Annotated in this window: 25 protein-coding genes; 16 read left to right on the top strand and 9 right to left on the bottom strand. The window is 64.7% G+C overall.

The genetic code is table 11. The features are described 5' to 3' along the window. Nucleotides 1-253: 253 nt before the first annotated feature. Both ACIBI6_RS33570 and ACIBI6_RS33575 read right to left on the bottom strand, forming a co-directional pair. Nucleotides 254-1,405: a transglycosylase SLT domain-containing protein gene (locus tag ACIBI6_RS33570; protein ID WP_396958895.1), complete on the bottom strand. Its 1,152-nt coding sequence runs from the start codon at nucleotides 1,403-1,405 to the stop codon at nucleotides 254-256. Further along, nucleotides 1,402-1,725 carry an ESX-1 secretion-associated protein gene (locus tag ACIBI6_RS33575; protein ID WP_396958896.1) on the bottom strand — a complete coding sequence of 108 codons (324 nt, stop codon included), beginning with the start codon at nucleotides 1,723-1,725 and terminating at the stop codon, nucleotides 1,402-1,404. Before ACIBI6_RS33575 ends, ACIBI6_RS33570 begins: the two co-directional genes overlap by 4 nt. 145 nt (nucleotides 1,726-1,870) lie before the next feature. Here ACIBI6_RS33575 and ACIBI6_RS33580 point away from each other — a divergent pair, with 145 nt between their 5' ends. Continuing rightward, nucleotides 1,871-2,845, top strand: coding sequence for an NADPH:quinone oxidoreductase family protein (locus tag ACIBI6_RS33580; RefSeq protein ID WP_364358153.1), 975 nt, complete (start codon nucleotides 1,871-1,873; stop codon nucleotides 2,843-2,845). Between the two features lie 149 nt (nucleotides 2,846-2,994). Beyond that, entirely contained in the window at nucleotides 2,995-4,104 is a 1,110-nt protein-coding gene (locus ACIBI6_RS33585; protein WP_396958897.1) for a winged helix DNA-binding domain-containing protein, read from the top strand. A gap of 88 nt (nucleotides 4,105-4,192) precedes the next feature. On the opposite strand, the gene ACIBI6_RS33590 is transcribed toward ACIBI6_RS33585, so the two are convergent. Both ACIBI6_RS33590 and ACIBI6_RS33595 read right to left on the bottom strand, forming a co-directional pair. Continuing rightward, a complete protein-coding gene (locus tag ACIBI6_RS33590; RefSeq protein WP_396958898.1) occupies nucleotides 4,193-5,359 on the bottom strand; it encodes a low temperature requirement protein A in 1,167 nt (388 codons plus the stop codon). An 85-nt stretch (nucleotides 5,360-5,444) separates the two neighbouring features. Next, complete coding sequence (locus ACIBI6_RS33595; RefSeq protein ID WP_364358162.1) at nucleotides 5,445-5,969, bottom strand: Lrp/AsnC ligand binding domain-containing protein; 525 nt, start codon at nucleotides 5,967-5,969, stop codon at nucleotides 5,445-5,447. A 159-nt stretch (nucleotides 5,970-6,128) separates the two neighbouring features. Here ACIBI6_RS33595 and hppD point away from each other — a divergent pair, with 159 nt between their 5' ends. The 8 genes from hppD (at nucleotide 6,129) to ACIBI6_RS33635 (ending at nucleotide 14,844) form a co-directional block, all read left to right on the top strand. Next, on the top strand, nucleotides 6,129-7,337 hold the full coding sequence (gene hppD, locus ACIBI6_RS33600) for a 4-hydroxyphenylpyruvate dioxygenase (RefSeq protein WP_364358165.1): 1,209 nt from the start codon (nucleotides 6,129-6,131) through the stop codon (nucleotides 7,335-7,337). A gap of 610 nt (nucleotides 7,338-7,947) precedes the next feature. Further along, nucleotides 7,948-8,475 carry a DUF3558 domain-containing protein gene (locus ACIBI6_RS33605; RefSeq protein ID WP_364358168.1) on the top strand — a complete coding sequence of 176 codons (528 nt, stop codon included), beginning with the start codon at nucleotides 7,948-7,950 and terminating at the stop codon, nucleotides 8,473-8,475. Nucleotides 8,476-8,486: 11 nt separating this feature from the next. Then, nucleotides 8,487-9,044 (top strand): DUF3558 domain-containing protein, encoded by a 558-nt coding sequence (locus ACIBI6_RS33610; RefSeq protein WP_364358171.1) that lies wholly within the window; start codon nucleotides 8,487-8,489, stop codon nucleotides 9,042-9,044. Between the two features lie 447 nt (nucleotides 9,045-9,491). Next, nucleotides 9,492-9,866 carry a 30S ribosomal protein S12 gene (rpsL, locus tag ACIBI6_RS33615; protein WP_019049359.1) on the top strand — a complete coding sequence of 125 codons (375 nt, stop codon included), beginning with the start codon at nucleotides 9,492-9,494 and terminating at the stop codon, nucleotides 9,864-9,866. Nucleotide 9,867: 1 nt separating this feature from the next. Then, nucleotides 9,868-10,338 carry a 30S ribosomal protein S7 gene (rpsG, locus tag ACIBI6_RS33620; RefSeq protein WP_040739280.1) on the top strand — a complete coding sequence of 157 codons (471 nt, stop codon included), beginning with the start codon at nucleotides 9,868-9,870 and terminating at the stop codon, nucleotides 10,336-10,338. Between the two features lie 140 nt (nucleotides 10,339-10,478). Then, the gene (gene fusA, locus ACIBI6_RS33625; protein WP_327093961.1) at nucleotides 10,479-12,581 is read left to right on the top strand and encodes an elongation factor G; all 2,103 of its coding nucleotides are present in this window, start codon (nucleotides 10,479-10,481) and stop codon (nucleotides 12,579-12,581) included. A 116-nt stretch (nucleotides 12,582-12,697) separates the two neighbouring features. Further along, entirely contained in the window at nucleotides 12,698-13,888 is a 1,191-nt protein-coding gene (gene tuf / locus ACIBI6_RS33630; RefSeq protein ID WP_364358176.1) for an elongation factor Tu, read from the top strand. 146 nt (nucleotides 13,889-14,034) lie between these two features. Further along, nucleotides 14,035-14,844 (top strand): alpha/beta hydrolase, encoded by an 810-nt coding sequence (locus ACIBI6_RS33635; RefSeq protein WP_364358179.1) that lies wholly within the window; start codon nucleotides 14,035-14,037, stop codon nucleotides 14,842-14,844. Here the strand turns inward: ACIBI6_RS33635 and ACIBI6_RS33640 are convergent. The 3 genes from ACIBI6_RS33640 to ACIBI6_RS33650 all read right to left on the bottom strand — a co-directional run bounded on the left by ACIBI6_RS33640 (nucleotide 14,841) and on the right by ACIBI6_RS33650 (nucleotide 17,130). Next, the gene (locus tag ACIBI6_RS33640; protein WP_396958953.1) at nucleotides 14,841-16,025 is read right to left on the bottom strand and encodes a lipase family protein; all 1,185 of its coding nucleotides are present in this window, start codon (nucleotides 16,023-16,025) and stop codon (nucleotides 14,841-14,843) included. The genes ACIBI6_RS33635 and ACIBI6_RS33640 overlap by 4 nt on opposite strands. 119 nt (nucleotides 16,026-16,144) lie before the next feature. Further along, on the bottom strand, nucleotides 16,145-16,768 hold the full coding sequence (locus tag ACIBI6_RS33645; protein ID WP_364358182.1) for a helix-turn-helix domain-containing protein: 624 nt from the start codon (nucleotides 16,766-16,768) through the stop codon (nucleotides 16,145-16,147). 5 nt (nucleotides 16,769-16,773) lie between these two features. Continuing rightward, entirely contained in the window at nucleotides 16,774-17,130 is a 357-nt protein-coding gene (locus ACIBI6_RS33650) for an SPW repeat protein (protein WP_364358185.1), read from the bottom strand. A 311-nt stretch (nucleotides 17,131-17,441) separates the two neighbouring features. Here ACIBI6_RS33650 and ACIBI6_RS33655 point away from each other — a divergent pair, with 311 nt between their 5' ends. From ACIBI6_RS33655 to ACIBI6_RS33665, 3 genes are read left to right on the top strand one after another with little or no spacing between them, the layout of a single operon-like run. Then, entirely contained in the window at nucleotides 17,442-18,641 is a 1,200-nt protein-coding gene (locus tag ACIBI6_RS33655; RefSeq protein WP_364358188.1) for an FAD/NAD(P)-binding oxidoreductase, read from the top strand. A gap of 29 nt (nucleotides 18,642-18,670) precedes the next feature. Then, on the top strand, nucleotides 18,671-19,429 hold the full coding sequence (locus tag ACIBI6_RS33660; RefSeq protein ID WP_364358191.1) for an aspartate/glutamate racemase family protein: 759 nt from the start codon (nucleotides 18,671-18,673) through the stop codon (nucleotides 19,427-19,429). Continuing rightward, nucleotides 19,419-20,165 (top strand): DNA alkylation repair protein, encoded by a 747-nt coding sequence (locus ACIBI6_RS33665; RefSeq protein WP_364358194.1) that lies wholly within the window; start codon nucleotides 19,419-19,421, stop codon nucleotides 20,163-20,165. Before ACIBI6_RS33660 ends, ACIBI6_RS33665 begins: the two co-directional genes overlap by 11 nt. Nucleotides 20,166-20,179: 14 nt before the next feature. Here the strand turns inward: ACIBI6_RS33665 and ACIBI6_RS33670 are convergent, their stop codons facing one another. Both ACIBI6_RS33670 and mftR2 read right to left on the bottom strand, forming a co-directional pair. Next, nucleotides 20,180-21,235 carry a ferredoxin--NADP reductase gene (locus ACIBI6_RS33670; RefSeq protein WP_364358197.1) on the bottom strand — a complete coding sequence of 352 codons (1,056 nt, stop codon included), beginning with the start codon at nucleotides 21,233-21,235 and terminating at the stop codon, nucleotides 20,180-20,182. 43 nt (nucleotides 21,236-21,278) lie between these two features. After that, entirely contained in the window at nucleotides 21,279-21,917 is a 639-nt protein-coding gene (gene mftR2 / locus ACIBI6_RS33675) for a mycofactocin system transcriptional regulator MftR2 (protein WP_364358200.1), read from the bottom strand. A 450-nt stretch (nucleotides 21,918-22,367) separates the two neighbouring features. Here mftR2 and mftA point away from each other — a divergent pair, with 450 nt between their 5' ends. The 3 genes from mftA to mftF all read left to right on the top strand — a co-directional run bounded on the left by mftA (nucleotide 22,368) and on the right by mftF (nucleotide 25,636). Further along, a complete protein-coding gene (mftA, locus tag ACIBI6_RS33680) occupies nucleotides 22,368-22,442 on the top strand; it encodes a mycofactocin precursor MftA (RefSeq protein ID WP_245720762.1) in 75 nt (24 codons plus the stop codon). Nucleotides 22,443-22,456: 14 nt separating this feature from the next. Further along, nucleotides 22,457-24,004, top strand: a complete 1,548-nt coding sequence (mftC, locus tag ACIBI6_RS33685) for a mycofactocin radical SAM maturase (protein WP_364341341.1) — start codon at nucleotides 22,457-22,459, stop codon at nucleotides 24,002-24,004. 231 nt (nucleotides 24,005-24,235) lie between these two features. Continuing rightward, the gene (mftF, locus tag ACIBI6_RS33690) at nucleotides 24,236-25,636 is read left to right on the top strand and encodes a mycofactocin biosynthesis glycosyltransferase MftF (protein WP_364340748.1); all 1,401 of its coding nucleotides are present in this window, start codon (nucleotides 24,236-24,238) and stop codon (nucleotides 25,634-25,636) included. The last annotated feature ends 15 nt before the right edge of the window (nucleotides 25,637-25,651 follow it).

Below are 25,651 nucleotides of genomic sequence, written 5' to 3' on the forward strand. Positions count from 1 at the left end.
CAGCCACACCCATCACCCCGTGGTCTGCGAGATCAACTGAAACCGATCGACCCCGGACTCAAAGACCGGATGGTCGCATCATCGGGGGCCGGCCAGGGCCGTTTCGGACGATAGGTTTCGATGCGTGGTCGCGTACCGGTCGTATGCGATCTATGTGCAGAGCGCGCAGTTGTACGACGCACAGCAACGGGTTGTCGCCCAGTACGCGTTGCTGGCGAACACCCAGTAAGTCGTTCGATCGGGGCCGCGCCGATCAGTAACCGACGTAGCCTTCCTTCTGGCTCATCGCGACGATGCCCGGTACGTTGCTCAATGAACCGTATCTTTCGATCGCGTACCGCGATCCGGCGATGATGTTGTCCACCGGATTCCAGATGTCGTCGTGGCCGGGCAGCTTGTAGGCGTTGAAAGTCGGGTCGATGGTCTGCATCAGGCCCTTCGATGGAATGCCCGCCGCGGCATTGCTGTCCCAGAGGTTGATGGCGTTGGGGTTGCCGCCGGATTCCTTCTCGATGATGGTGGCGATGATCGCGGCGTCGCTATCGCTGATGTTGTAGCCCTTTTCGCGCAGCGCCTTGATCGCTTCCTCGATCCACTTCTTCTGGTCGCCGGTCGGCATGGTGGTGGGGACGTTGTACGACGTCGTGCTGCCCGAATTCGAACTGCCGGAGGAGGATCCGGAGCCGCTGCCGTTGTGATTGCTCGACACGTAACTGGGCTTGCTCGTGTTGGAGGACGTGGTGGACGCCGGCGTGGTGCTGGTGTTCTGGGACTGTGACGTTCCCAGATTCGGGTCGCCGAGGTCGTTGAAGGCCTTCTCCAGGTTCTGTACTGCGGTGTCCACCTTTGTTTTTGCGTCGTTGGCGGCCTGCTCCGCTTCCTTGAGTTTGACGGTGATCTGGTTCGACCAGTCCGCGGCGTCCCGACGGGCTCTCCACGCCAGGTTCTCGGTGTCCGTGTTCTGGTTGTCCTGACTGGACAGCGGACCGAGTAGGGCGGCGATCCGGCCTTCGGGGTCAATAGTTCCGTCTGGATTCACCGGGAAGCCGGTGATGAGACCTCGGCCGTCGGCCGGAACCGGCGACGCGGTCGAGATTGTGTTGCGCAGCGTCACGATCTCGTCTTTGAGGTACTGAAGCCGACCAACCTCGGCTTGGAACGCCGTTTGGAGTTCGAGTATTCGCTGACTCACCGCGGAAGCGCGGGTCTTTTCGGTCTCCATTCGCGTATTCGCCGCTGCTGCGGCGGCGCCGGACCAGATCTTGTCGGTGCCCAGCTTTGCGGTGTCTTCGGTGCCCTTGCGGACCGCGGTGTCCAGATCCGTTGAGATTTTGGCCGCGTTGTCGGCGGCGGTGGTGAGGTGGCTGGGCTCCCACTTGGCTACATCGTCGATGGTGAGGGTCATGGCAGTTGCAGGCCGATCGTCTTCAGGTTGTTCGTGAAGTCGGTTTCGGCGACTTCGAACGCGCCCGCGACGTTGTGGGTGAGCGAAGCGATCTTGTCGAGACGCTCGCCGATTCGGGTCAGGCTGCGGTTGACGGTGTCGGTGGCGGATTGCACGGCAGTTCCGAATTGGGTGCCGGGCAGTGCGTTTACCGCGATGTTGAAGCCGTCACCGACATTGAGTTTCTTGATGCCATTCGCCTCATCGCCCAGACTCTTGGCGAATGTCTGCAGTGCGCCCGCATCGACCCGCAACGTGCCCGGGTTCATTTGGTCTACCACGAAAAACCTCCCCCTTCGTCCCCACCTCAGGTCGCGGTCAGCATAGCAAAAACAGGTGGTGCGGACAGGGGGTCGACGGTGGGTGGTTAGTTTGGTCATGGCGTCGGTGATGTGAGTGTCGCCGAATGGACAGAGAGGTCGGCATATGCGTGCAGCCCAGGTCAGCAAGCTGGAGGGGCCGGAAGCGGTCGAGGTCGTCGAGATTCCGGAGCCGGCGGCATATCCCGGGGGTGTGGTCATCGACGTGCATGCGGCCGGGGTGGCGTTTCCCGATGTGCTGATGACGCGGGGTCTGTACCAGATGAAGCCCGAGCTGCCGTTCGTCGTCGGCGGCGAGGTGGCTGGGATCGTGCGCGAGGCTCCGGAGGGCGCGCACATAAAGCCGGGGGATCGGGTGGTCGCGCTGACCATGCTCGGCAATGCTCTCGCCGAGGTGGCGGTCACGCCGACGCAGATGGTGTTCCGGTTGCCGGACAATGTATCTCTGCAGGCCGGGGCCGGAATCCTGTTCAACGATCTGACCGTGCACTTCTGCCTGCGCAACCGCGGCAGGCTGGCTGCGGGGGAGACCGTGCTGGTGCACGGCGCCGCGGGCGGCATCGGCACCTCGACCCTGCGGATGGCGGTCGCGCTGGGTGCGAGTCGGGTCATCGCGGTGGTGAGCACCGAGGAGAAGGCGGCCGTCGCGCGTGCCAACGGCGCCACCGATGTGGTGCTGACCGACGGCTGGCTCGCGGCCGTCAAGGAGCTGACCGGTGGCCGCGGTGTGGATATCGTGCTCGATCCGGTCGGCGGCGACCGGTTCACCGACAGCATCCGCAGCCTCGCTCCGGCGGGCCGTCTGCTGGTGGTCGGCTTCACCGCCGGTGAGATCCCGACGGTCAAGGTGAATCGACTGCTGCTCAAGAACGTCGAGGTGATCGGCGCGGCCTGGGGCGAATGGGTGATGACCCATCCGGGTTATCTGACCGAGCAGTGGGAAGAGGTCGAGCCATTGCTTGCCTCCGGCAAGATCACCCCACCGAAGCCGGTGCTCTACCCGTTGGAGCGGGCCGCCGAGGCGGTCGCCTCCCTCGACAACCGCACCGCCACCGGAAAGGTTGTCGTCACCCTGCGCTGACCTCGAGCCGCGCAGGAATTGGTAGGCCGCGCTCGAATTCTGCGACCATTCGATGCGCGGCGCGACAATTCGCGCCCAGCGGTACGGTGATCTGATCATGAAGCTGGCCCACCCGTGCCCGACCGCCACCCTGAGGAATCGCTGCGCAGATGCTGTCTAATCGGGTATTGAATCGGACGTTGCTCGCACGCCAGCATCTGCTGGAGCGTTCAGCGCTGAGTGTGTTCGAGATGTGTGACCATCTGGTGGGGTTGCAGGCCCAGGATTCGCGGCCGCCGTTCGTCGGATTGTGGAGCCGCATAGCGGATTTCGATCCCGCGACGGTGTCGGCCGCTCTGGAGGATCGCTCGCTGGTGCGAATCACCTTGATGCGCGGGACAATTCATATGGTTACGCCGCCGGATGCGCTGCGTATTGCGCCGCATATCCAGCCCGAGCTCGAGAAGATCCCTTTCCGAAAAGGTTTCAACTACGGCGCCATGGTCGGTCTGGATCCGGACGAGGTGCGCAAGCACGGCGAGGCCGCACTCGGTGACGAGCCGATGTCGGCGGCCGACCTGCGCGCCAAGGCCGCGGTGATCTACCCGGATCGCGATGCCGGTGCGGTGCTGCAGACCTGGCTGTGCCAACTGCCCGTGCTGCAGACTCCGCCGCGGGGCAAGTGGAAGGACAACAGCAGGCCGATCTGGTCCCGTGTCGAACCCTGGCTCGGCGCGCCGCTGGAACCCAACTATCCGTTGGCGGAGTTGGTCTTTCGTTATCTGTGCGCCTTCGGCCCGGCCAGCACCATGGATATGCAGACCTGGTCGAAGCTGACCGGTATGAAGGCCGCCGTCGAGCAGCTCGGCGACCGCCTGCGCACTTACACCGACGAACGCGGTCGCACCCTCTACGACATCGCCGACGGCGAACTCGCCGATCCCGATCTGCCCGCCCCGGTGCGCCTGCTCGGCTGGTACGACAATGCGATTCTCTCGCATCAGGACCGAACCAGAATCGTCCCCGACGGCACGGCCCCACCCTTGCGCGCATTCGCGACCGCGGTCTCCCCGGTCCTGGTCGACGGCTTCCTCGCGGGCTTCTACAAGATCTTCCTGGAGAAGGGTGTCGCCCGCCTGCGCATCACCCCGACCAGGACGTGGTCGGCTGTGGAGCGCAAGGCGGTCGATGCGGAGGCCAATGCGCTGGTCGGGTTTCTGGAGGCCGATAAGCAGCCGAGCGTCGAAATATTGGACGTGGCCGCCGATCTGCGTCCCTGACCAGGACGATGAGGATCAACGCACCGAATGCGGGCGACCGCGGCGCAAATCTGTGGGCTCAGCACGCCCTGCGCGGCCCCGCCCCGTGCTACGTCGAGCGCTGCCGCCGTCCGACCCGCACCGCGGGTAACGGTTGACCGGGCCCAGCCACCAGTTGCTCGGCGATGTCGATCGCGACGAGCACGGCCGCGGTGAGCCCGACCACGGCAATCGCGGGTAACAACGACGACACCAGCGCGACGGCGATCAAGCCAACGGCCGCGACGACCCGAGTCGTGGCGACATTGCCGAGCATCCGCCACCGATTCACCACCAGGGCGACGAGGAACACAGCCGCGCCGCCCGGTGCGAGCGCGGCGGCGACGCCGTGGGCGGTGTGCCCGGGATCGGCGACCGCATGCCCCAGGCCGACGGCCACCGCGACGAGTCCTGTGACCAGCGCTAAATGCCCATAGCTCAGCACATCTCGCACGATCAGCCCGGGCGAGGGCATGGTCGCCAGCGCGTACTCGAGCAGTCGCGCCGAGCGGTGGAAATAGATCCACCACAGCCCCGCACCGACGAGGAAGGCAAGCACCAGGGTGGCAACCACCGCCGGATCGAGGTCGGTCGAGGACGCCTGCGCGCCCGCGTCCACCACCGATTCGCCCAGCGCGATGATGATGAACAAGCCGAACCGTTCCACCAGGTGCGATGCGCCGATCGTCCGGCCGCGCAGGGCCCTGGCGTACAGCAGCGGCGCTCCCAACTGCACGATGAGCGCACCGGCCCAGAACCAGATCCGCGAATGCTCGGGCAGCGGCGCGCTCGCGAAAATCGCTATGCCGGTGACCAATCCGATACTGAATGGATTGATCGTGGTCGCGAATCCATTGGTGCTGGTGATCGCGACGAACAGCATAATTCGCAACAGCAGGTGCGCGCCCGCGAAAACCATTGCGGCCCCGCGTGGTTGGTCCAGCGCCGCGGGCGCGGCCACCGCCATCAAGAAAATGCACAGCCCGCAGGCGAACAACACCAGCCGCTGGGCATTGGTCTCCTCGACGGTATTCACCAGGATCGTGACTCCGACCCACCCCCACCACAGCGGTGCAAGCAGCACCAGGGCATGGCCCAGCGTGGCGAACGAGGTGTGGTGGCCGAGTACGTGAGCGGTCTGGGTGACCGCGAAGACGAGCACCAGGTCGAAGAACAGCTCAGCCCAGGTGGCGCGGGCGTGTGGGGTGGATGTGGATTCGGCAGTCGTCTCGCTCAAAACTGGTCTCGCACTCGATAGTTCGGGAAATACGGTGTGGGGACCAATCCGCCGCGCACCGCGAGCACGAGCGTAAACGACCGGCCTACCGCTCGTGGGCGTCCCGGTAGGCGGGTGCTTTGGTGGTCCCGGTCGGTGTGAGCGTGCGCAATAGCGGCAGCGTCCGATGCGCGACCACTGTCGACAGCACGATCACACTGTGCGAGCGCACCACCGAACTCGTCCGGTCGATGCTCAACAACACCGCCTGGAGTCCGGCATGTGAATCCGCGCCGATCCGGCACAGCACATCGCCGGAGCCGGTGGTCGCATATGCCTCCAGTACGCCGGGAATCGTGTCGAGTTCGGCCGCCACCGCATCCAGCGCACCCTGTGCGATCTCCAAGGTGACGAAGGCCTGCACATCGAAACCCGCTGCGGTGACATCGATCTGCGGATCATAGGACGAGATGACGCCAGACTCCTCCATCCGTCCGATGCGCGACTGGACGGTGGCCCTGGCGACCCGCGTGCGCCGGGACAGCTCGAGAATGCCCGCCTTCTGATACTCGTGCATCGCGGTGAGGATGGCGAGATCGAGTTCATCGAGTTTCGCGGGCGTGCGCGACATGACGGCCTCCGTTCGGGGCATGACCGGCGTAGTGCGGGTCACTTACGATGCTATTCAAATTGTCCAGCATCAGGGGTGACTTGCTAGCCGATTTCGCCATAGTGTCTAACCGAAATCGGTGATGTTGCCTATCCGAAGGGGCGGCGATTTCCTTGGATCATGACCATCGAGCATCTGCCGAAAGCCCACCGACAGAGTGGTCCGCTGCCTGCCGACGGTGAGTTGCGCCGCCTGGTCGGGCTGGTCGATCATGACGACAGCGTCGATCCGTTCCCGGTTATCGGCTGGGATGCACTGGTCTGGGTGGTCGGCAACGCGACTCAGACCGCGCACTTCCTGGAATCCGCCTTCGGGATGCGGCTGGAGGCCTATTCGGGTCCGGAAACCGGCAACCGTGATCACAAGGCGTATGTGCTGCGCAGCGGCTCGGCCAGATTCGTCGTCACCGGCGCGGTCGCACCGGACAGTCCGCTGGTCGCACACCACGATCGGCACGGCGACGGCATTGTCGATATCGCGCTCGAAGTTCCGGATGTGGACCGGTGCATCGAATGGGCGCGCACACACGGCGCGCGGATCCTGGTCGAACCACATGACGACACAGACGAATTCGGCACTGTCCGCTCGGCCGCGCTGGCCACCTATGGCGAGACCAGGCATACGCTGATCGATCGCTGCGAGTACTACGGGCCGTATCTGCCCGGATATGTCGCCCGCCGTTCCGCGTATCAGCCGCGCGCAGGCGCCCCTACCAGGCTGTTTCAGGCCATCGACCATGTCGTCGGCAATGTCGAGCTCGGCATGATGGACGAGTGGGTCGAGTTCTACCGCCGCGTCATGGGATTCACGAATATGGCCGAATTCGTCGGCGACGATATCGCCACCGAATACTCGGCGCTGATGAGCAAGGTGGTGGCCAATGGCAATCACCGGGTGAAGTTCCCGCTAAACGAACCAGCCGTCGGTAAGAAGCGTTCCCAGATCGACGAATACCTGGAGTTCTACCGCGGCCCAGGCGTGCAGCACATCGCGCTCGCCACCAGCGACATCCTCGAATGTGTCGACGTATTGCGCCGCGAGGGCGTCGAATTCCTCGAAACGCCCGACACCTACTACTCCGATCCGGAACTACGCGCCCGCATCGGCCACGTCCGCGTCCCGGTGCGCGAGCTGCAGCGCCGCGGCATCCTGGTCGACCGCGACGAAGACGGCTACCTGCTGCAGATCTTCACCAAACCGCTCACCGACCGCCCAACCGTCTTCTTCGAACTCATCGAACGCCACGGCTCACTAGGCTTCGGCAAGGGCAACTTCAAAGCCCTGTTCCAGGCGATCGAACGCGAACAAGCAGCGCGCGGAAACCTTTAACCGCCCGTCGATTACCGCACTACCAGCCCCGACGAAGCGAGTCTTACGAGCGACCCGTTCGCGGCTCGTCTTGCGGCCGAGTCGTTGAAGTGCGTGTGCCGCATTCGCGTGTCTCGACCTTCTGAGCGTGCGTGCGCCGGGTGTCAAGCGCTTCGTCATCACCGACCCTGTCGGAGCGAGTCTTACGAGCGAGGAGTTCGCGGCCCGTCTTGTGTCCGAGTTGTCGAAGCGCATGCGTCGCATTCGCGTGTCTCGACCTTCTGAGCGTGCGTGCACCGGGTGTCAAGCGCTTCGTCATCACCGACCCTGTCGGAGCGAGTCTTACGAGCGAGGAGTTCGCGGCCCGTCTTGTGTCCGAGTTGTCGAAGCGCATGTGCCGCATTCGCGTGTCTCGACCTTCTGAGCGTGCGTGCACCGGGTGTCAAGCGCTTCGTCATCACCGACCCCGTCGGAGCGAGTCTTACGAGCGACCCGTTCGCGGCCCGTCTCGCGTCCGAGTCGTCGAAGCGCATGCGCCGCAGGCGCAAGTCTCGACGGCTCGGACGCGAGACATCAGGGGGCCGCGAACACGCGGCGCCCGCGCCGCCAAGATTTCAGTAGAGTTCACGGCATGCGGATCCCGTCGGCGATCATCACCGGTCTGGCCTTGGTATTGACGCTGTCGGCCTGCGGCTCGGACGGTGACTCCGATTCCTCGAACGCCCCGCTGCGCCCGCCGCCGAAGGTCGCGACGCTCGGCCCGTTCGTTGGTGAGTGCGGCCATGTCACCGATCAAGAGGTGCGCGATATCGCCGGGTTGAGCCAACTCGCGCGGGTCAACCGGAATTCGGTCGGCTGCAACTTCCAATCCGCCGGACTCGCTTCGCCGAGTGTCACTTTCGCGTCCTATCGGGGTAGCCCGATCGATCGCGAGAAGGCCTGGGTCTCCAATGTCGGGCGCGATCCGGAGACCATCGATGTCGGTGGCCGCAAGGGCTTCCAGGCACTCGATCCCAGCGGTTCGGTCTGCGATCTGGCGGTGCAACTCGATGACGATTTCTTCGAGTGGTCGATGTCCTACGGATTGTTCTCCGAGCAGGGCAATCCGTGTGACCGGACCCGCAAGCTGGCCGAGTTGACCGTGCAGCGGCTGCAGTGAGGGGAATGCGGATGAGTTCACGTCCTGGTCTGCGGGTTGCGGCGGCCGTCGCCGCGGTGCTCGCGGTCGCGATGTCCGCGGGCGGCTGCGGCAAAACCGTCAAGGGTTCGGCGCATCCGGCGGGCGGCAGCGGCACCACCACGATCAATACCAATTTCGACAAATTGCTGCGCGAATGCGAGGTGGTCGGGCTCGACCAGATCGGTGCGGCGGTCGGCAATGCGACGGTCGTTTCCCCGTCCTTCAACGGCGCGGTGTGCATGTGGGATGTCGAGGACGCGCCCGGCGGCTCGGCCATGGTGACCCTGAACTGGTATGAGGAAGGCTCGCTGAACAACGAGAAGTCCAATAACGACAAGCTCGGCTACAACACCGAGAACATCACCGTGCAGGGGCGGCGCGGTCTGAAGACGACGCGTCCGAACGATCCGGACTCGTGCGGGGTGAGTGCGGGCGCCGCTGACACCGGCATCATCGGCTGGTGGATCAACTATCATCCCGGCGGCCATCCCGATCCGTGCGCGGGTGCGCAGAAATTGGTCGAGCTGACGCTGAATCTGGCGCGGTAGCCTGGCAGGTGGTATCGGGCAGTAGGGCGTGCGAACCGACCCCACTTTGACCCCGTGTCGCGGTCACGAGTATCGTGGATCGCTGTGCCCGGAAGCATGCGGGCAAGTTCGTGCGTAAACGTAGGCCAGCGAGAGCGGCTGACCTTTCCGGCGTGCCCGGAATTCGGGATATGTCTTGCGTGCGACACGCCCGACCTCGGGACGCGCGAAACGTGGCCGGACGTGCGAGTGAAAGCTCGATGACCGCAGCGTGAACGACGGACCCGGAGGCGGTAGCTTGCGTGACCACGGAGGGTCCCGAGAGCGCTGCTAATTGAACACGGCGATGGGAGTGATGGGCCCGAAGGAGGTAGCGGAGCGTGACCACGAGGGCCCCACGAGCATCGCGAATTGAACACAGACATGAAGTTCCAGACACCGCGTTAACTAATTAAGGAAAGCCGGTCTATGCCAACCATCAACCAGCTGGTCCGCAAGGGTCGTCGCGACAAGGTCTCCAAGACCAAGACCGCGGCCCTCAAGGGGAGCCCGCAGCGTCGTGGCGTGTGCACCCGCGTGTATACCACCACCCCGAAGAAGCCGAACTCCGCGCTGCGTAAGGTCGCGCGTGTTCGCCTGACCAGCGCGGTCGAGGTCACGGCCTACATCCCGGGTGAGGGCCACAACCTGCAGGAGCACTCGATGGTGCTCGTTCGTGGCGGTCGTGTGAAGGACCTTCCGGGTGTCCGCTACAAGATCATCCGTGGCTCGCTCGACACCCAGGGTGTGAAGAACCGCAAGCAGGCCCGCAGCCGTTACGGCGCCAAGAAGGAGAAGAGCTGATATGCCACGCAAGGGCCCCGCACCCAAGCGTCCGCTGATCAACGACCCGGTCTACGGGTCGCCGCTGGTCACTCAGCTGGTCAACAAGATCCTGCTGGACGGCAAGAAGTCCACGGCCGAGCGCATCGTCTACGGCGCGCTGGAGCAGGCGCGCGAGAAGACCGGCACCGATCCGGTCGTCACCCTCAAGCGCGCGCTGGACAACGTCAAGCCTGCCCTCGAGGTGAAGCCCCGCCGCGTTGGTGGCGCCACCTACCAGGTGCCTGTCGAGGTCCGTCCGGGCCGCTCCAACACGCTGGCCCTGCGCTGGCTGGTCAACTACTCCCGCGCTCGCCGCGAGAAGACCATGGTCGAGCGTCTGGCCAATGAGCTCCTCGATGCCAGCAACGGTCTGGGTGCTTCGGTGAAGCGCCGTGAGGACACCCACAAGATGGCCGAGTCCAACCGGGCCTTCGCGCACTACCGCTGGTGACGTCTGCCCGGCCCGTCGTTTCCTGGGTCGGTAGGCACAGTCGGAAAGCGGCACTAACCTGCCGCTTCCGGCGTTGACATAGAGACGACCACAGGGTCGTCCCCGAAAATCCCAACTAGCTACGAGCGGGGAAGATTTCCGTGGCACAGGACGTGCTCACCGACCTGAACAAGGTCCGCAACATCGGCATCATGGCCCACATTGATGCGGGCAAGACGACCACAACCGAACGCATCCTCTTCTACACCGGCATCACCTACAAGATCGGTGAAGTCCACGATGGCGCCGCCACCATGGACTGGATGGAGCAGGAGCAGGAGCGTGGTATCACCATCACCTCCGCGGCTACCACATGCTTCTGGAACGACAACCAGATCAACATCATCGACACCCCCGGGCACGTCGACTTCACCGTCGAGGTGGAGCGGTCGCTGCGCGTGCTCGACGGCGCCGTTGCGGTGTTCGACGGCAAGGAGGGCGTCGAGCCGCAGTCCGAGCAGGTGTGGCGTCAGGCCGACAAGTACGACGTGCCTCGGATCTGCTTCGTCAACAAGATGGACAAGCTCGGTGCGGACTTCTACTTCACCGTGCAGACCATCAAGGACCGTCTCGGTGCCAAGCCGTTGGTCATCCAGCTGCCGATCGGCGCTGAGGACACCTTCGAGGGCATCGTCGACCTGGTCGAGATGAACGCCAAGGTCTGGAAGGGCGAGACCAAGCTCGGCGAGAAGTACGAGATCGAAGAGATCCCGGCCGACCTCAAGGACAAGGCCGAGCAGTACCGCCAGGAGCTCCTGGAGACTGTCGCCGAATCCGACGAGGCGCTGCTGGAGAAGTTTTTCGGTGGCGAAGAGCTCACGATCGATGAGATCAAGGGCGCCATCCGCAAGCTGACGGTCAACTCCGAGCTGTACCCGATCCTGTGTGGTTCGGCGTTCAAGAACAAGGGCGTGCAGCCCATGCTCGACGCCGTGATCGACTACCTGCCGACGCCGCTGGACGACGGTGGCACCGACGGTCACGTGCCGGGCAAGGAAGACGAGATCATCCACCGCGACGCCAGCACCGCTGAGCCGTTCTCCGGTCTCGCCTTCAAGATCGCCGTGCACCCCTTCTTCGGCAAGCTGACCTACGTGCGCGTGTACTCGGGCAAGGTCGACTCCGGTGCCCAGGTCATCAACTCGACCAAGGGTAAGAAGGAGCGGCTGGGCAAGCTGTTCCAGATGCACTCCAACAAGGAGAACCCGGTTGGCGAGGCCGTCGCGGGCCACATCTACGCGGTCATCGGCTTGAAGGACACCACCACCGGTGACACCCTGTGCGATCCGCAGAACCAGATCGTGCTCGAGTCCATGACCTTCCCGGACCCGGTCATCCAGGTCTCCATCGAGCCGAAAACCAAGTCCGACCAGGAGAAGCTGGGTACCGCGATCCAGCGTCTCTCGGAAGAGGACCCGACCTTCTCGGTCAAGCTGGACCAGGAGACCGGTCAGACCGTCATCGGCGGCATGGGCGAGCTCCACCTCGACATCCTCGTCGACCGCATGCGGCGCGAGTTCAAAGTCGAGGCGAACGTCGGTAAGCCGCAGGTGGCCTACCGCGAGACGATCACCAAGAAGGTCGAGAAGCTCGAGTTCACCCACAAGAAGCAGACCGGTGGCTCCGGCCAGTTCGCGAAGGTCATCATCGCCCTCGAGCCGTTTGTCGGCGAGGACGGCGCGACCTACGAGTTCGAGAACAAGGTCTCCGGTGGCCGCGTGCCGCGTGAGTACATCCCTTCGGTGGACGCCGGTGCGCAGGATGCCATGCAGTACGGTGTGCTCGCGGGCTACCCGCTGGTGAACCTGAAGGTCACGCTGCTCGACGGCGCCTACCACGACGTCGACTCGTCGGAAATGGCCTTCAAGATCGCCGGCTCGCAGGCCCTGAAGGAAGCGGCCCGTAAGGCCGGTCCGGTGATCCTCGAACCGCTGATGGCGGTCGAGGTCATCACGCCCGAGGATTACATGGGCGATGTGATCGGCGACCTGAATTCCCGCCGTGGCCAGATCCAGGCCATGGAGGAACGCAGTGGTGCCCGTGTCGTCAAGGCGCTGGTTCCGCTCTCGGAGATGTTCGGTTACATCGGTGATCTGCGGTCGAAGACCCAGGGCCGGGCGAACTACTCCATGGTGTTCGATTCGTACGCGGAGGTTCCGGCCAACGTGTCGAAGGAGATCATCGCCAAGGCGACCGGCGAATAACTCCGATGGGGGCAGGTGCAAGACTTGCCCTTATCAGCCGGGAGTCATGCACGACCCCCAATATGTAAACCGCACTGCTGCAACTGCACGCACCAACAAGTCCAGGAGGACACCAAGTGGCGAAGGCGAAGTTCGAGCGGACGAAGCCGCACGTCAACATCGGCACCATCGGTCACGTCGACCACGGCAAGACCACGCTGACCGCAGCGATCACCAAGGTGCTGGCTGACAAGTACCCGGATCTGAACGAGAGCTTTGCCTTCGATCAGATCGACAAGGCGCCTGAGGAGAAGGCTCGTGGTATCACGATCAACATCTCCCACGTCGAGTACCAGACGGAGAAGCGCCACTACGCACACGTCGACGCGCCGGGTCACGCCGACTACATCAAGAACATGATCACCGGTGCGGCGCAGATGGACGGTGCCATCCTCGTGGTCGCCGCCACCGACGGCCCGATGCCGCAGACCCGTGAGCACGTGCTGCTCGCCCGTCAGGTCGGCGTGCCCTACATCCTGGTCGCGCTGAACAAGTCGGACATGGTCGACGACGAGGAAATCCTCGAGCTCGTCGAGATGGAGGTCCGTGAACTGCTGGCTGCCCAGGAGTTCGACGAGGAAGCGCCGGTCGTGCGGGTTTCCGGTCTGAAGGCGCTCGAGGGTGACCCGAAGTGGACCGAGGCGATCGTCGAGCTGATGAACGCGGTCGACGAGTCCATCCCGGACCCGGTTCGTGAGACCGACAAGCCGTTCCTGATGCCGGTTGAGGACGTCTTCACGATTACCGGTCGTGGCACCGTCGTGACCGGTCGTGTCGAGCGCGGCATCGTCAACGTGAACGAGGAAGTCGAGATCGTCGGCATCCGCGAGAAGGTCACCAAGACCACCGTCACCGGTATCGAGATGTTCCGTAAGCTGCTCGACCAGGGCCAGGCCGGTGACAACGTCGGTCTGCTGGTTCGTGGTATCAAGCGCGAAGATGTCGAGCGTGGCCAGGTCGTCGTGAAGCCGGGCACCACCACCCCGCACACCGAGTTCGAGGGTCAGGCCTACATCCTGTCCAAGGACGAGGGTGGCCGCCACACCCCGTTCTTCAACAACTACCGTCCGCAGTTCTACTTCCGTACCACGGACGTGACGGGCGTTGTGACCCTGCCCGAGGGCACCGAGATGGTCATGCCCGGTGACAACACCGAGATGTCCGTCAAGCTGATCCAGCCGGTCGCCATGGACGAGGGTCTGCGCTTCGCGATCCGCGAGGGTGGCCGCACCGTCGGCGCCGGTCGCGTCACGAAGATCATCAAGTGATTTCCTGAATCGCTTTCGAACGGCGTCGCTCCGAAAGGGGCGGCGCCGTTCGGCATTTCGGGCGAAAGGTGCGTTCGAGCAGGCTGTTCCAGCTGTGGTTAATGTCGGGCAAAAGGGGGTAAAGACCGGTTGATCGGAGGGATGCTATGAGGAGTTCGGCGCTGGCCACCGCGCTCGACGTCACCGAGGGGACGTTGACGCACGGTATGCCGTATCTCGCGCTCGGAGCCGGGCGGCCGCTGGTATTCCTGCGCTGGTTCACCCCGGATCATGCCAATCCGACGGGATTGATGCGGCAGTCCGAAATCAAGACGTTGGCACCGCTCGCGGCGCATTTTCGGGTGTATGCGGTCAATCGTGCGCCCGGTATGGCCGAGGGGACGACGATGGCCGATATCGCCGCCGACCACGCGGATGCGTTGCAGGCCGAATTCGGTGCGCCGGTCGATGTTCTGGGCGTGTCCTCGGGTGGATCGCTGGCGCTACAACTCGCGGCGGATCAACCTGCCGCGGTGCGCCGACTGATCGTCGCCTCATCCGGCTACACCCTCGAAAACGCCACCCGCGCAGCCCAATTGGCTTATGGCGAGGCGGTCTATGCGGGTAAGCGTGCGCTGCACCATATGGCCGCCGTCGGCTCCACGTCGCCGATCGCGCAACGCATCGCATCGGCGGCTATGTGGTTGGCCGATCCCCTTGCGCGCCCGAAGAATCCGGCCGATACGCTGGCCTTCATCCGTGCCGAGGATGCCTTCGATCTATCCGGGCGCCTCGGCGATATCACCGCGCCGACCCTCGTTCTCGGCGGCGACCGCGACGGCGCCTACAGCACACAGACCTTCCGTCGTACCGCCGACGGAATCCCGAACTCGCGCTTGATCATTTACCCGGAAACCACTCATATCGGGGTCGTGAAGCGGTTCGTCTCCGATGTCGTCGCCTTTCTCGCCGACTAGCAGTTGCTCGGCGCCGGATCGCCGCGGAAGCGCGCGGCGAGCCAGGACAGCACCGAGGGAATGCCGAGGATGGCGGCACTCAGATGTTCGGGGGAGTAGATGAGTTCGGCCTGCAACGGCACGCCGGCCGCACAGTAGCGGCGGTTGACATCGAGGATCGACTCGGTCGGGATGAGCGCATCACTGGGCGAATGCCATTCGAATATCGGTATTTTCGGGATTCCGTCGAATAGTTCCAGACTGTTCTCCTCGAGCACGGCTCGGGCGTTGCGATCACCGACCATCGTCATACTGCTCGCGTAATCCCGGACGCTGTGTCCCGCGCCGGTGGTGAGGATTTCATTGGTGCAGCCGTTGGTGATGACTTTGCGTGCCGCCACCCCGCTGGCATTCAGATAATTGCTGATCGGAAACCGGTCCGGATATTCCCGTTCCAGCCCGATAGCGGCCGCCATCAGCAGTCCGAATGCCGGATGCGGGTTGAAGTTGACGCTTTCCAGCATTTTCACCAAATTCATCGGCACGCCACCGGTCGCGGCGCCCGCGATCTCGAGTTCCGGCGCGTACTTCGGTGCCATCGCGGCGGCGAATGCGGTGGCCATACCGCCGCCGGAATATCCGGCCATCGTGATTCGGCTGTGTGCGGCGGTGAGTTCGGGGACCCGGCGCACGGCGCGAATACCGTCCAGGGTGACCTGGCCGCCGAGCCGGGCCGCGCCGTAGGCGAAGGTCGGTCCGAGGTGATCGGGCAGCGCGATACTCCACCCGCTCAGCAGTAGGGCGTTGAGCAATATCGCCTCGCGGACCTGCAGATTCGGATCCGAGGTGTACAGCACGCGGGAAACCGCGCACTTGGCCCCGAGGCCGTTGATGATGTGCTGATAGGACAGCACCGGCCCATCGGGTTGATGGGAGCGCGGGGTCAGCACCGTGGTCGTCGCCGCGATCGGCCGGCCGGTGGAATTTGTCGAACGGAATTTGATCAGCGTGACGGTCGTATCGGGAAAGATCAATATTGGCGGCAACTGCCGCGTCGCGAGCACGTCACCCGGTTTCCTATTCGCCAAATCGGGTGGCGCCGCATAGAAGGTGTCCGGGTCCGGGTCCGGATAAATCGGTGCGGCCTGGGTCTCGGTAGCGCCGATGACTGTTGTCGAAGCGCCGACCAGGAGGCCGACAATCACTGCGCGCGTCGCGAGACCGGTGAGATCTCGAAGGATTCGATTGATCTCCACAATTGGAACTTGTATCACGCACCGTGCACCCGCATTGAGAAGGCGCGTCTTTCAGATTTCGGTGCTCAGCCGAGCTGAGTCATCCCCGCGGCGACGACCTGGGCGACATTGCAGATTTCATCCGCGGTCGGCAGCGGCAGCCCGTCGAGCGCATGCAGTCGGTCGCTGCTGGCAATGGCGAACATCGCCGAAACCCAGGCCGCTGCGCACGCGCGCAGAGTCCCGGGCTGGATCGGGGCGGGCGCGCTGGCCTGCAGCACCCGGGCGGTGACGTCGAGCAGTTGATCGCGCAGGCGGCGCAATTGGCGGCGGACGTCGGGATGGGTATCGGCTTCGCGCCACATGATCACCCGCAGCACCGACGAATGGTGATCGCGCAGATTGAGTGCGGCATCGAGATTGATCAGGCTGGCCGCCGGATCGCCCGGTGTGACCACGGTGCCGATATCGGCGATCGGCTGGGCCGGCACCCGCTCGGCCATCAGCGCGGTCAGGATCGAATCCTTGGTGGGGAAGTAGTAGAAGACCAGCCCCTTGGGGACATCGGCGCTCTCGGCAATGGTCGCGGTCGCGGTCGCGTCGAATCCCTGTGCCGCGAAAAGTCGTTCCGCGGCATCGAGAATGAGCTGACGGGCGTCGCCGTCGACTTTGGCGCTACGACGACGCCCGACTCGCCGGGGTTTCGGCATCTGCATCAGTGATGCGGAGCCATGTCGTGCAACCGGTCCGACACCATCGGCAGCGCCGCCACCGCGACCACTACCGTCACCACGCCCACTACCCATGCGGTCCAGGATGCGCCGCGGTAGTCGGTGTAGTCCATCGCCCAGGGGGAGATGAAGAGCAACGCGCCGAACAAGCCCATCGCGTAGTCGGCGGCCGTCAGGGTCGCGCGGTACATCTGCGCCAGGCCGGTGAGGGCGATGAGCACGCCCAGCACGATCAGCGTCCACATGGCGTTGTCGTTGTGGGTCACCCATAGGGGTGACAGCGCGGTGAAGACGCCCAGCACAACGGCCAAGAAGTCCTGCGCGCGACTTTCGGTGAACATGGTGTGCCTCCTCAGGCTCTGAATTGTTCTCCTCACCCAGATCTAACTCTGATTGACCGCCCGATCAATAGAGGGATGGATACGATTGCGCACCGATCGGTCGGTAAGGCGGAGTGACGGCCATCACGGCGAATCGCGACCAAGCGAAGGTTAGGGTTAGCTGCGTCACCATCAGTGACGGATGCCAACTCGAGCCGGCGCCTGCCAGGCACTACCGAAGGGAGGCTGTGCGTGAGTGAGCGCAGCGAGCGAACCACAGACACAGCCGGGGGCCCGGTCATGCCCGAGCCGAGCGCAAGCGAGGTGGCGGCATGAACGGGCCGATCGTAATCATCGGAGCTGGTCTGGCCGGTTTACGCACAGCGGAGGAGTTGCGCCGTGCCGGGTACGAGGGTGAGTTGATCCTCGTCGGCGACGAGTCGCGGCTGCCCTACGATCGCCCGCCGCTGTCCAAGCAGTTCGTGCGCGGCGAAACCGACGACACCACGCTGCGCCCCGCCGAATTCTTCGACGAGAAGCAGATCGTCCTGCGGCTGAATACCGAGGCGGTCGGCGTCGACATCGACGCCCGCCAGGTGCGCCTAGCCGACGGTGGCACGCTCGACTACGGCCAACTGATCATCGCGACTGGTCTGCGGCCGCGGCGCTTACCCGGGCTGCCGGATCTGCGCGGCGTGCACGTGCTGCGCGGCTATGCCGATGCCGCCGCCCTGCGCGACGAATTGTCCGGCGCGCGTACCGCGCTGGTGGTCGGTGCCGGATTCATCGGCTGTGAACTGGCGGCGAGCTTCCGAGCCAGTGGTGTCGAGGTCGTACTCGTCGAACCGCAGCCGACGCCGCTGGCCTCGGTGCTCGGTGCCGAAATCGGTGCGCTGGTCGCGCGCATGCATCGTGACGAAGGCGTCGATCTGCGCTGCGGAACGGGCCTGGACAGCTTCCTTTCCGATGACGACCGAGTGCGCGGCGCCCGACTCTCCGACGGCAGCGAGGTGGCCGCCGATCTGGTGGTCATCGGTGTCGGTTCCCGGCCGGTGACCGAATGGCTCGCCGATTCCGATATCGCACTCGCCGAACCGTCGGCCGGTGGCGGTGTACTCGCGGACGAGGTGGGCCGCACCTCGGTCGAGGGTGTGTGGGCGGTCGGCGATGTGTCGGCATGGCTGCACGAGACCGGTCAGCGCAAGCGCGTCGAGCACTGGACCAACGCCGGTGAGCAGGCGCGGCTGCTGGCATGTGCGCTGTTGGGCGCCGAACCGCCGACAGCGGCGCGAGTGCCGTACTTCTGGAGCGATCAGTACGACGTGAAGATCCAGGCGCTCGGCACCCCGAATGCCGATGACGAAATCCACATCGTCTCCGATGATGGCCGCAAGTTCCTCGCCTACTACTCGCAGAACGGCAATCTGACCGGCGTGGTGGGCGCGGGAAAGACCGCTCAGGTGATGAAGGTCCGCGCGAAGATCGCCGCGGGTGCGCCGGTCGCGGACCTGCTCGAGGCCGCCCAGCCGTAGTGATTATTCCGTTGTAATACGGTGGTCGGGTGATCGTCGCGCTCATCGATTCCGGGCTGGGGTTGCTGCCCACGGCCGCCTGGCTGCGCAAGCTGCGGCCCGATGTCGACCTGCTACTCCAGTTGGACCCCGATGGCGCGCCGTGGGGTCCCAAGCCGGAACAGTGGGTGACCGACCGGGTGGTCGACACGGCGCGCAGCTCGGTTCGGCTCGGCGCGGAAGTGCTCGTGCTGCCGTGCAATACGGCCAGCGTCACCGCCTTGGATGAGGTGCGTGCGGAGGTCGGGCCGGGGATTCCGGTCATCGGCACCGTCCCCGCGATCAAACCCGCCGCCGCGGTATGCAAATCGGTCGCGGTGTGGGCGACCGCCGCGACCACGGCCAGCCGATACCAAGCCGATCTGATCGCCCGCTTCGGCGGCGATGCGAAGGTGGTCGGTATCGCCTGCCATGGTCTGGCGGATTCGATCGACAGCGGTGATCTGGTCGCGGCCCGTGATTCGATCGCGCGCGCGGCCGAACAGACACCCGACGATGTGGAGGGTGTGGTGCTCGGCTGTACGCACTATCCGCTGGTCATCGATGCCATTGTGGCCGCACTGCCGGATGGTGTGCGACTGTTCGACAGTGCACAAGCTGTTGCGGCGCAGACGATTCGGCGCATGGAGGCGCTCGACCGGCCGACCACCGGCAATGGTGAGGTGCGGGTGTTCAACAGTGGGCGGCCGGGTGAATTGCCCACCAGCGCGGCGGCTTTCGAGTCGGGGCGGATTCTGGGTGCCCAGTAGCGCCCAGCTGCCGACCGCCGCCGATGTGCATGCGGCACTGGCCGAAGTCGCCGATCCGGCCGATGCCATTCATCTACAGCGGTTCTTCAAGACCGGGCGCGGTGAGTACGGCGAGGGTGATGTTTTCCTCGGTGTGCGCGTGCCGGTTACGCGATCGATCGCGAAACGCTTTGCGGCACTTCCGCTCGACGAGATCGACACACTGCTGGACAGTGCCGTGCACGAGGACCGGCTGGCCGCGCTGATCATCCTCAATGCCGAATTCGCCGAGGCGAGCAAACCGCGCACGCTCGATATCGATGCGCAGGCGGCAATGGTCGAACTCTATCTCGCCGCGGTGCGCCGAGGCCGGGTGAACAACTGGGATCTGGTCGACGTTTCCGCCGAAAACATCATCGGCCCTTGGCTACTCGACCGACCCCGCGACTTGGTCTTCGAACTGGCACGCGCGGACTCGCTCTGGCAGCGCCGGGTCGCACTGCTGACGACCTTCGCGTTCATCAAGGCAGGCGATGCCTCGACCACCTTCGAACTCGGCGAGCGACTCCTCGACGACCGCCACGATCTGATCCAGAAGGCGCTCGGCTGGATGCTGCGAGAGGTCGGCAAGCGTATCGATGAGCAACTGCTCACCGGCTTCCTCGACAAGCACGCGGCGCAAATGGGCCGCACCGCACTGAGTTACGCGACCGAACGCCTCGATCCCGCTCTACGTATCCACTACCGCAAGCTGTAAAGCGTTGCGCCCGATCAGAATTGGATGCGTAGGTGATCGGTGACCGGATGCGCCTGGCAGCCGAGGATATAGCCGTTCTCGATATCCTCCGGATCGAGGATTTCGGAATTGTCCATTTCGACCTTGCCCTCGAGTACCGTGCAGGCACAGGAACCGCATTCGCCCTCCTGGCAGGAGTACGGCACATCCAGACCCTTCGACAGCATGATGTCGACCAGGGTCTGCTTGCGCGGCCACTTCAGCTCGTGCACCTCACCGTCGAGTTCGACCTCGACGGTGGCCGCATCGGCCGCCTCCTCGTCGGTCACCTCGGCCGGCGCCTGATCCGCGAACGGATCTCCGGCAAGGGAATTGAACACCTCCGCATGGGTGCGTGAGCGCGGCACCTCGAGCCGGGCGAGTGCGTCGTGCACCCGGTCCATGAACGGCTTGGGGCCGCACATGAAGGCGTGGTAGCTCGCGTACGGCTCGACCAGGGCGGCCAAACCATCGGCGGTCGGCAGTCCCTGCAGGTGCTCGAGCCAGTGGATCACGGTGAGCCGCTGCGGATGTTTCTCGGCCAATTCACGCAGCTCGCGCGCGAAGATCACCGACTCGTGATCGCGATTGGCGTACACCAATACGATTCGGCCGCCGCCGCGTGCCAGCGCCGATTTCAGGATGGACATCACGGGTGTGATGCCGCTGCCTGCGCCGAACAGCAGCAGATCGTCATCGAGATCCTTCGGCGTGAAAACGCCGGAGGGCGGCAGCACTTCGATTGCGTCGCCCACTTTGAGGTTGTCGCATACCCAGTTCGACCCGTAGCCGCCGACAGTGCGTTTGACGGTCACCTTGGGCTTGTCATCGGTGTAGGGCGAGCTGGCCAGCGAATAGCACCGGGCCACCGACCCGGTCAGATCGCTCGGGATGCGCAGAGTGAGGAACTGGCCCGGCTGATAGCTGAAACGTTCGCGCAGTTCGTCGGGGACGTCGAAGACCAGCGAACAGGTGTCCGGCGTCTCGGCGATGACCGCGGCTACCCGCAGCACGACCGAACGCGAACCGTGTGGAACCTCGAGCGTGGTCATCTCGTCCTCTCGAACCGAACCAAAACTAGAACGTGTTTCAGTTTCATCGTACGTCGGGATCGGGCTGACGGACAAGCAGGGCCTCCAGACCCGCGATCAGCACCTCCATGCCGAAGTCGTAGGCATACTTTCCGCGCAGGTCGGGCATGTATTTCGTGGCCCGCGCCACCGACTCGGGCAGTGCGACATCGGCCAGCAGTTGCGGCTCTCTCGGGTTCACCCGGCGGCGACCGAACAGGTAGGTGTGGATCGTCGCGTACCCGGCGAGCACATTGCGATCGTGGAAACCGGCCTCGAACAGGATCTCCATGATCGCCGCGATCAGGTCGAGCTGTTTTCCCAGCATCTGCTCGATCAGCACATCGCCGAGTCCAGGATGCTTGCGCAGCTTCTCATCGATCTGGTCGATCAGATCGCGCAGCCGCTGCTGCCACGGTCCGAAATCGGCCGGTGGTTTGCGAACTCCGGTCAACGCCGCGGTCGCGACGAGATCGAGCAGCTCGCGTTTATCCGCGACGTAGTAGTACGGCGCCATCGGGGAAACGCCGAGCTCACGGGAGAGCCGTCGCATCGACAGCTTCTCCACACCGTCCGCACGCACCACCCGCAACGCGGCCTCGACGATCTCGGACTCCGACAGTGTTCGATTCGCGGTGCTCCCAGGCCCTACGTGGTTACGCATGCTGCCGCCTCCGGGCCTCGCGCTCGCACCGCGGGGTTCGATTCGCGGTGCTCCCAGGCCCTACGTGGTTACGCATGCTGCCGCCTCCGGGCCTCGAGCTCGCACCGCGGGGTATTGCCGCCGCAGCCGCTCGTCTGCATTCGTCCGACTCCCATGCCACCTCTACCACCGCGGGTCGAATCGCCCGTCACGTCCTGTTCAGCTGCTTGCCACCCGCAGTCTAGAGCCCGCGGCTGTGACTCGGTCGGTGTGCGTCCGCGCGGCCGCCGAGGGGGAGCTCCGCATCACCTGTTCCATTTTGTCAGTTCATGACGTTATTGTGTGATGACGGCTACACCAGTGGCCGCGGAACCCGGTCACATCTCGGAGGTAGGCATGCCGGAGTACGGATCCATCGGACACACCGATACCGACAACACCGGACGGATCGGGGCGGCCGAGTCCCGTTCGATCGAGGAAGCGCCGCTGGTCGAGGAGACCCTCATCGAAGAGGTCTCCATCGACGGTATGTGCGGCGTCTACTGACGGGCGCGGCGACCATGCTCGATCTCGATACCCGTTGGGAACTGCATCCGCGGGTGGCGCTGCGGCCGGAGTCCTTCGGCGCGCTGCTCTACCACTTCGGCACCCGCAAGCTCTCATTTCTGAAGAGTCCGCGGATACTCGAGATCGTGCGGTCGCTGCCCGCGCACGTCTCGGCACGTGCGGCACTGCGTGCCGCGGGCGTCACGGATGACTTGGCCGGACAGTACGTTCGGGCATTGGATCAGCTGGCCGACTCCGACATGATCAGGCAGGCCGCGCCGGGCAGCGCTGCGACACCCGCGGTCGCGCCGCTGCCGCTGGCCGGGCAACCGTCCGCCGTCACGGGTGGGCGACTGATCGACAAGTTCGAAAACGGTTTGGCCGCACCGATCTGCCTCACATGGGAGTTGACCTACGCCTGCAATCTGTCATGTGTGCACTGCCTGTCCTCCTCGGGCCGCCGCGATCCGCGCGAGCTGAGCACCGAGCAGTGCAAGGCGCTTATCGACGAGTTCGAGCGCATGCAGATCTTCTACGTGAATATCGGTGGCGGGGAACCCACTGTGCGCCCGGACTTCTGGGAGCTGGTCGACTACGCGACCGCGCACCATGTCGGAGTGAAGTTCTCCACCAACGGAGTTCGCATCACGCCCGAGGTCGCCGCGCGCTTGGCCGCGAGTGACTACGTGGACGTACAGATTTCGTTGGATGGTGCGGACGCCGAGGTCAACGACGCGGTGCGCGGGCCGGGTTCCTACGCGATGGCGATCAAGGCGTTGGAGAATCTCGCGGCCGCGGGATTCGCGGATGCGAAACTCTCCGTTGTCGCGACCAGGCACAACATCGCCCAGCTCGACGAGTTCAAGGCGATCGCCGACAAGTACGGCGCCACACTGCGTTTGACCCGCCTGCGGCCCTCGGGACGCGGCGCCGACGTGTGGGACGAACTGCATCCGCTGCCGGAACAGCAACGGGTGCTTTACGACTGGCTGGTGCGCAACGGCGAAGGCGTGCTCACCGGTGATTCGTTCTTCCATCTGTCCGCCTTCGGTCAGGCGCTGCCCGGACTGAATATGTGCGGCGCGGGCCGAGTGGTCTGCCTGGTGGATCCGGTCGGTGATGTGTATGCCTGCCCCTTCGCCATTCACGACAAGTTCCTCGCCGGAAATGTGTTAGTGGACGGTGGTTTCCGCACCGTGTGGCAGGAATCGGAGCTCTTCACCGAGCTGCGCGAGCCGAGCGGCGGCGGCGCGTGCTCCGGCTGCGCGCACTACGACTCCTGCCGCGGCGGGTGCATGGCGGCGAAGTTCTTCACCGGGCTGCCCGCCGACGGACCGGATCCGGAATGCGTCCAGGGCTACGGCGAGGCTGCGCTGGCCGATGCCGGGCGGATGATCCCGCGTTCGTCGGTGGACCACTCCCGGCGCATTGCGCCGAGCCGACCCGGCTCGCGTAAGTCGGGCCCGATTCCGCTGACGCTGTCGGTATCTCGGCCCGCGTCCGAACGCCTGTCACCGGATCGACGCCCTTCGCGGGCCTGTGACGAGAGTCCGCTGAACTGATGTCGGGCCGGTAGCCAGCCATGCGCTATCTCGTTGATCGACGATGGCTATCGAGTGGCAAATCAATGATTGCTCTTGTGTTGCCAGCTGTCTTCGGCGGGTCGCTTGCGACCCGCCGAAGAACCGATTCGGCGGGAGTTCTCGCGCCGCACGGGCGGATTCGTGCGGAATTCCGTCCTTTTTTCCGGACTGATGGTGCCAATGCGCGAATCACCGCCTAGCATGCCAGGAATGCGCCATGATCGCCTGCCCGACGGATTCGGGGTGCGGATCGATCCACGGGTACGCGCATACTCCGGGGGACGCATCCTGATCGGGGGTTCACCCGCCCGATTGCTGCGACTTGCCCCGGAGGCCGCCGAGATGATCGGCGACGGGTACCTCGAGGTCACCGGCCCGAAGTCCGCCGTTGTTGCCAGACGGCTGCTCGACTCCGGCGTCGGTAATCCGCGTCCCCGGTTGCTGCCGTCCCTGGACGATGTGACCGTGATCGTGCCCCTACACAACAATGCCGACGGCCTTGCCCGATTGCTCGCGGTATTGCGCGGACACAATGTGATCGTCGTAGACGACGGTTCGGATCAGCCGGTCGAGATCCCGCGCAACCGCGGCACCCGCTGCCGGGTGACCGTGCTGCGCCACGACCGCAGACAGGGCCCGGCCGCCGCGCGCAATGCCGGCTTGCGGGCCGCGACAACCGACTTCGTCGCCTTCCTGGACTCCGATGTGGTCCCACGCAGCGGCTGGCTCGAGGTGATGCTCGGACACTTCAGCGATCCGGAGGTCGCGCTGGTCGCGCCACGGATCGTTGCGCTGGATCCGGAGTCGAACGCGCTCGCGCGCTATGAACACACCCGCTCCTCGCTCGATCTCGGACGGCGCGAATCGGCCGTGCAGTCGCGCGGACTGGTCTCCTATGTGCCGAGCGCGGCCATGCTGGTGCGCCGCAGGGCGCTGCTCGCGCAGGACGGGTTCGACGAGACGATGCAGGTGGCCGAGGACGTCGATCTGTGCTGGCGGCTCGAGCAGGCGGGCTGGCGACTGCGCTATGAGCCGGCGGCGCACGTCGCGCACGATCATCGAATCTCGTTCCGCGCCTGGTTCGGTCGCAAGCTGTTCTATGGCACCGGTGCCGCTCCACTCGGCGAGCGGCACACGGGCATGGTTACGCCGCTGTCGGTGCCGTTCTGGACGGTCGTCGCGACCATGCTGTTCGCCACGCTGACGAAGTGGGGATTACTGGGCGGACTCATCACCTTGGTGACCGCGCTGGCCCGACTACGCCGGGTGTTCATCGGACTGGACAACCCGACCCGGATCGCTGCGATCTATCTGGCACGCGGCTATTTCGCGGGTATCTGGCGACTGGCCTCGGCAATGTGTCGGCACTATTGGCCGGTCACCATGTTGGCGATGATTCTGTCCCGGCGGGTCCGGCGCATCGCGGTCACCATGGCGGTCGCGGATGGTCTGGCCGACTGGTTCACCCATCGTGACGCGGGCGGGCTCGACCCGTTCCGCTACGTGGCCTACAAGCGGATGGACGATCTCGCCTACGGAACGGGCCTGTGGCTCGGCGCATTCCGCGCGCGCAGCCTGGAATCGCTCAAGCCGAGTACGCCCCGGAGCTGAATCGAACGTGTAATG

Source organism: Nocardia sp. NPDC050412 (assembly GCF_044458825.1).
Taxonomy (GTDB): domain Bacteria; phylum Actinomycetota; class Actinomycetes; order Mycobacteriales; family Mycobacteriaceae; genus Nocardia.

Coding starts and splice junctions, on each gene's coding strand:
- ACIBI6_RS33645 (WP_364358182.1), bottom strand. CDS start 16,768: ATGCCGAAACCCCGGCGAGTCGGGCGTCGTCGTAGCGCCAAAGTCGAC.
- hppD (WP_364358165.1), top strand. CDS start 6,129: ATGACCATCGAGCATCTGCCGAAAGCCCACCGACAGAGTGGTCCGCTG.
- ACIBI6_RS33580 (WP_364358153.1), top strand. CDS start 1,871: ATGCGTGCAGCCCAGGTCAGCAAGCTGGAGGGGCCGGAAGCGGTCGAG.
- rpsG (WP_040739280.1), top strand. CDS start 9,868: ATGCCACGCAAGGGCCCCGCACCCAAGCGTCCGCTGATCAACGACCCG.
- mftF (WP_364340748.1), top strand. CDS start 24,236: ATGCGCCATGATCGCCTGCCCGACGGATTCGGGGTGCGGATCGATCCA.
- rpsL (WP_019049359.1), top strand. CDS start 9,492: ATGCCAACCATCAACCAGCTGGTCCGCAAGGGTCGTCGCGACAAGGTC.
- ACIBI6_RS33670 (WP_364358197.1), bottom strand. CDS start 21,235: ATGACCACGCTCGAGGTTCCACACGGTTCGCGTTCGGTCGTGCTGCGG.
- ACIBI6_RS33650 (WP_364358185.1), bottom strand. CDS start 17,130: ATGTTCACCGAAAGTCGCGCGCAGGACTTCTTGGCCGTTGTGCTGGGC.
- ACIBI6_RS33635 (WP_364358179.1), top strand. CDS start 14,035: ATGAGGAGTTCGGCGCTGGCCACCGCGCTCGACGTCACCGAGGGGACG.
- mftC (WP_364341341.1), top strand. CDS start 22,457: ATGCTCGATCTCGATACCCGTTGGGAACTGCATCCGCGGGTGGCGCTG.
- ACIBI6_RS33655 (WP_364358188.1), top strand. CDS start 17,442: ATGAACGGGCCGATCGTAATCATCGGAGCTGGTCTGGCCGGTTTACGC.
- ACIBI6_RS33610 (WP_364358171.1), top strand. CDS start 8,487: ATGAGTTCACGTCCTGGTCTGCGGGTTGCGGCGGCCGTCGCCGCGGTG.
- ACIBI6_RS33585 (WP_396958897.1), top strand. CDS start 2,995: ATGCTGTCTAATCGGGTATTGAATCGGACGTTGCTCGCACGCCAGCAT.
- ACIBI6_RS33570 (WP_396958895.1), bottom strand. CDS start 1,405: ATGACCCTCACCATCGACGATGTAGCCAAGTGGGAGCCCAGCCACCTC.
- ACIBI6_RS33595 (WP_364358162.1), bottom strand. CDS start 5,969: ATGTCGCGCACGCCCGCGAAACTCGATGAACTCGATCTCGCCATCCTC.
- mftR2 (WP_364358200.1), bottom strand. CDS start 21,917: ATGCGTAACCACGTAGGGCCTGGGAGCACCGCGAATCGAACACTGTCG.
- ACIBI6_RS33605 (WP_364358168.1), top strand. CDS start 7,948: ATGCGGATCCCGTCGGCGATCATCACCGGTCTGGCCTTGGTATTGACG.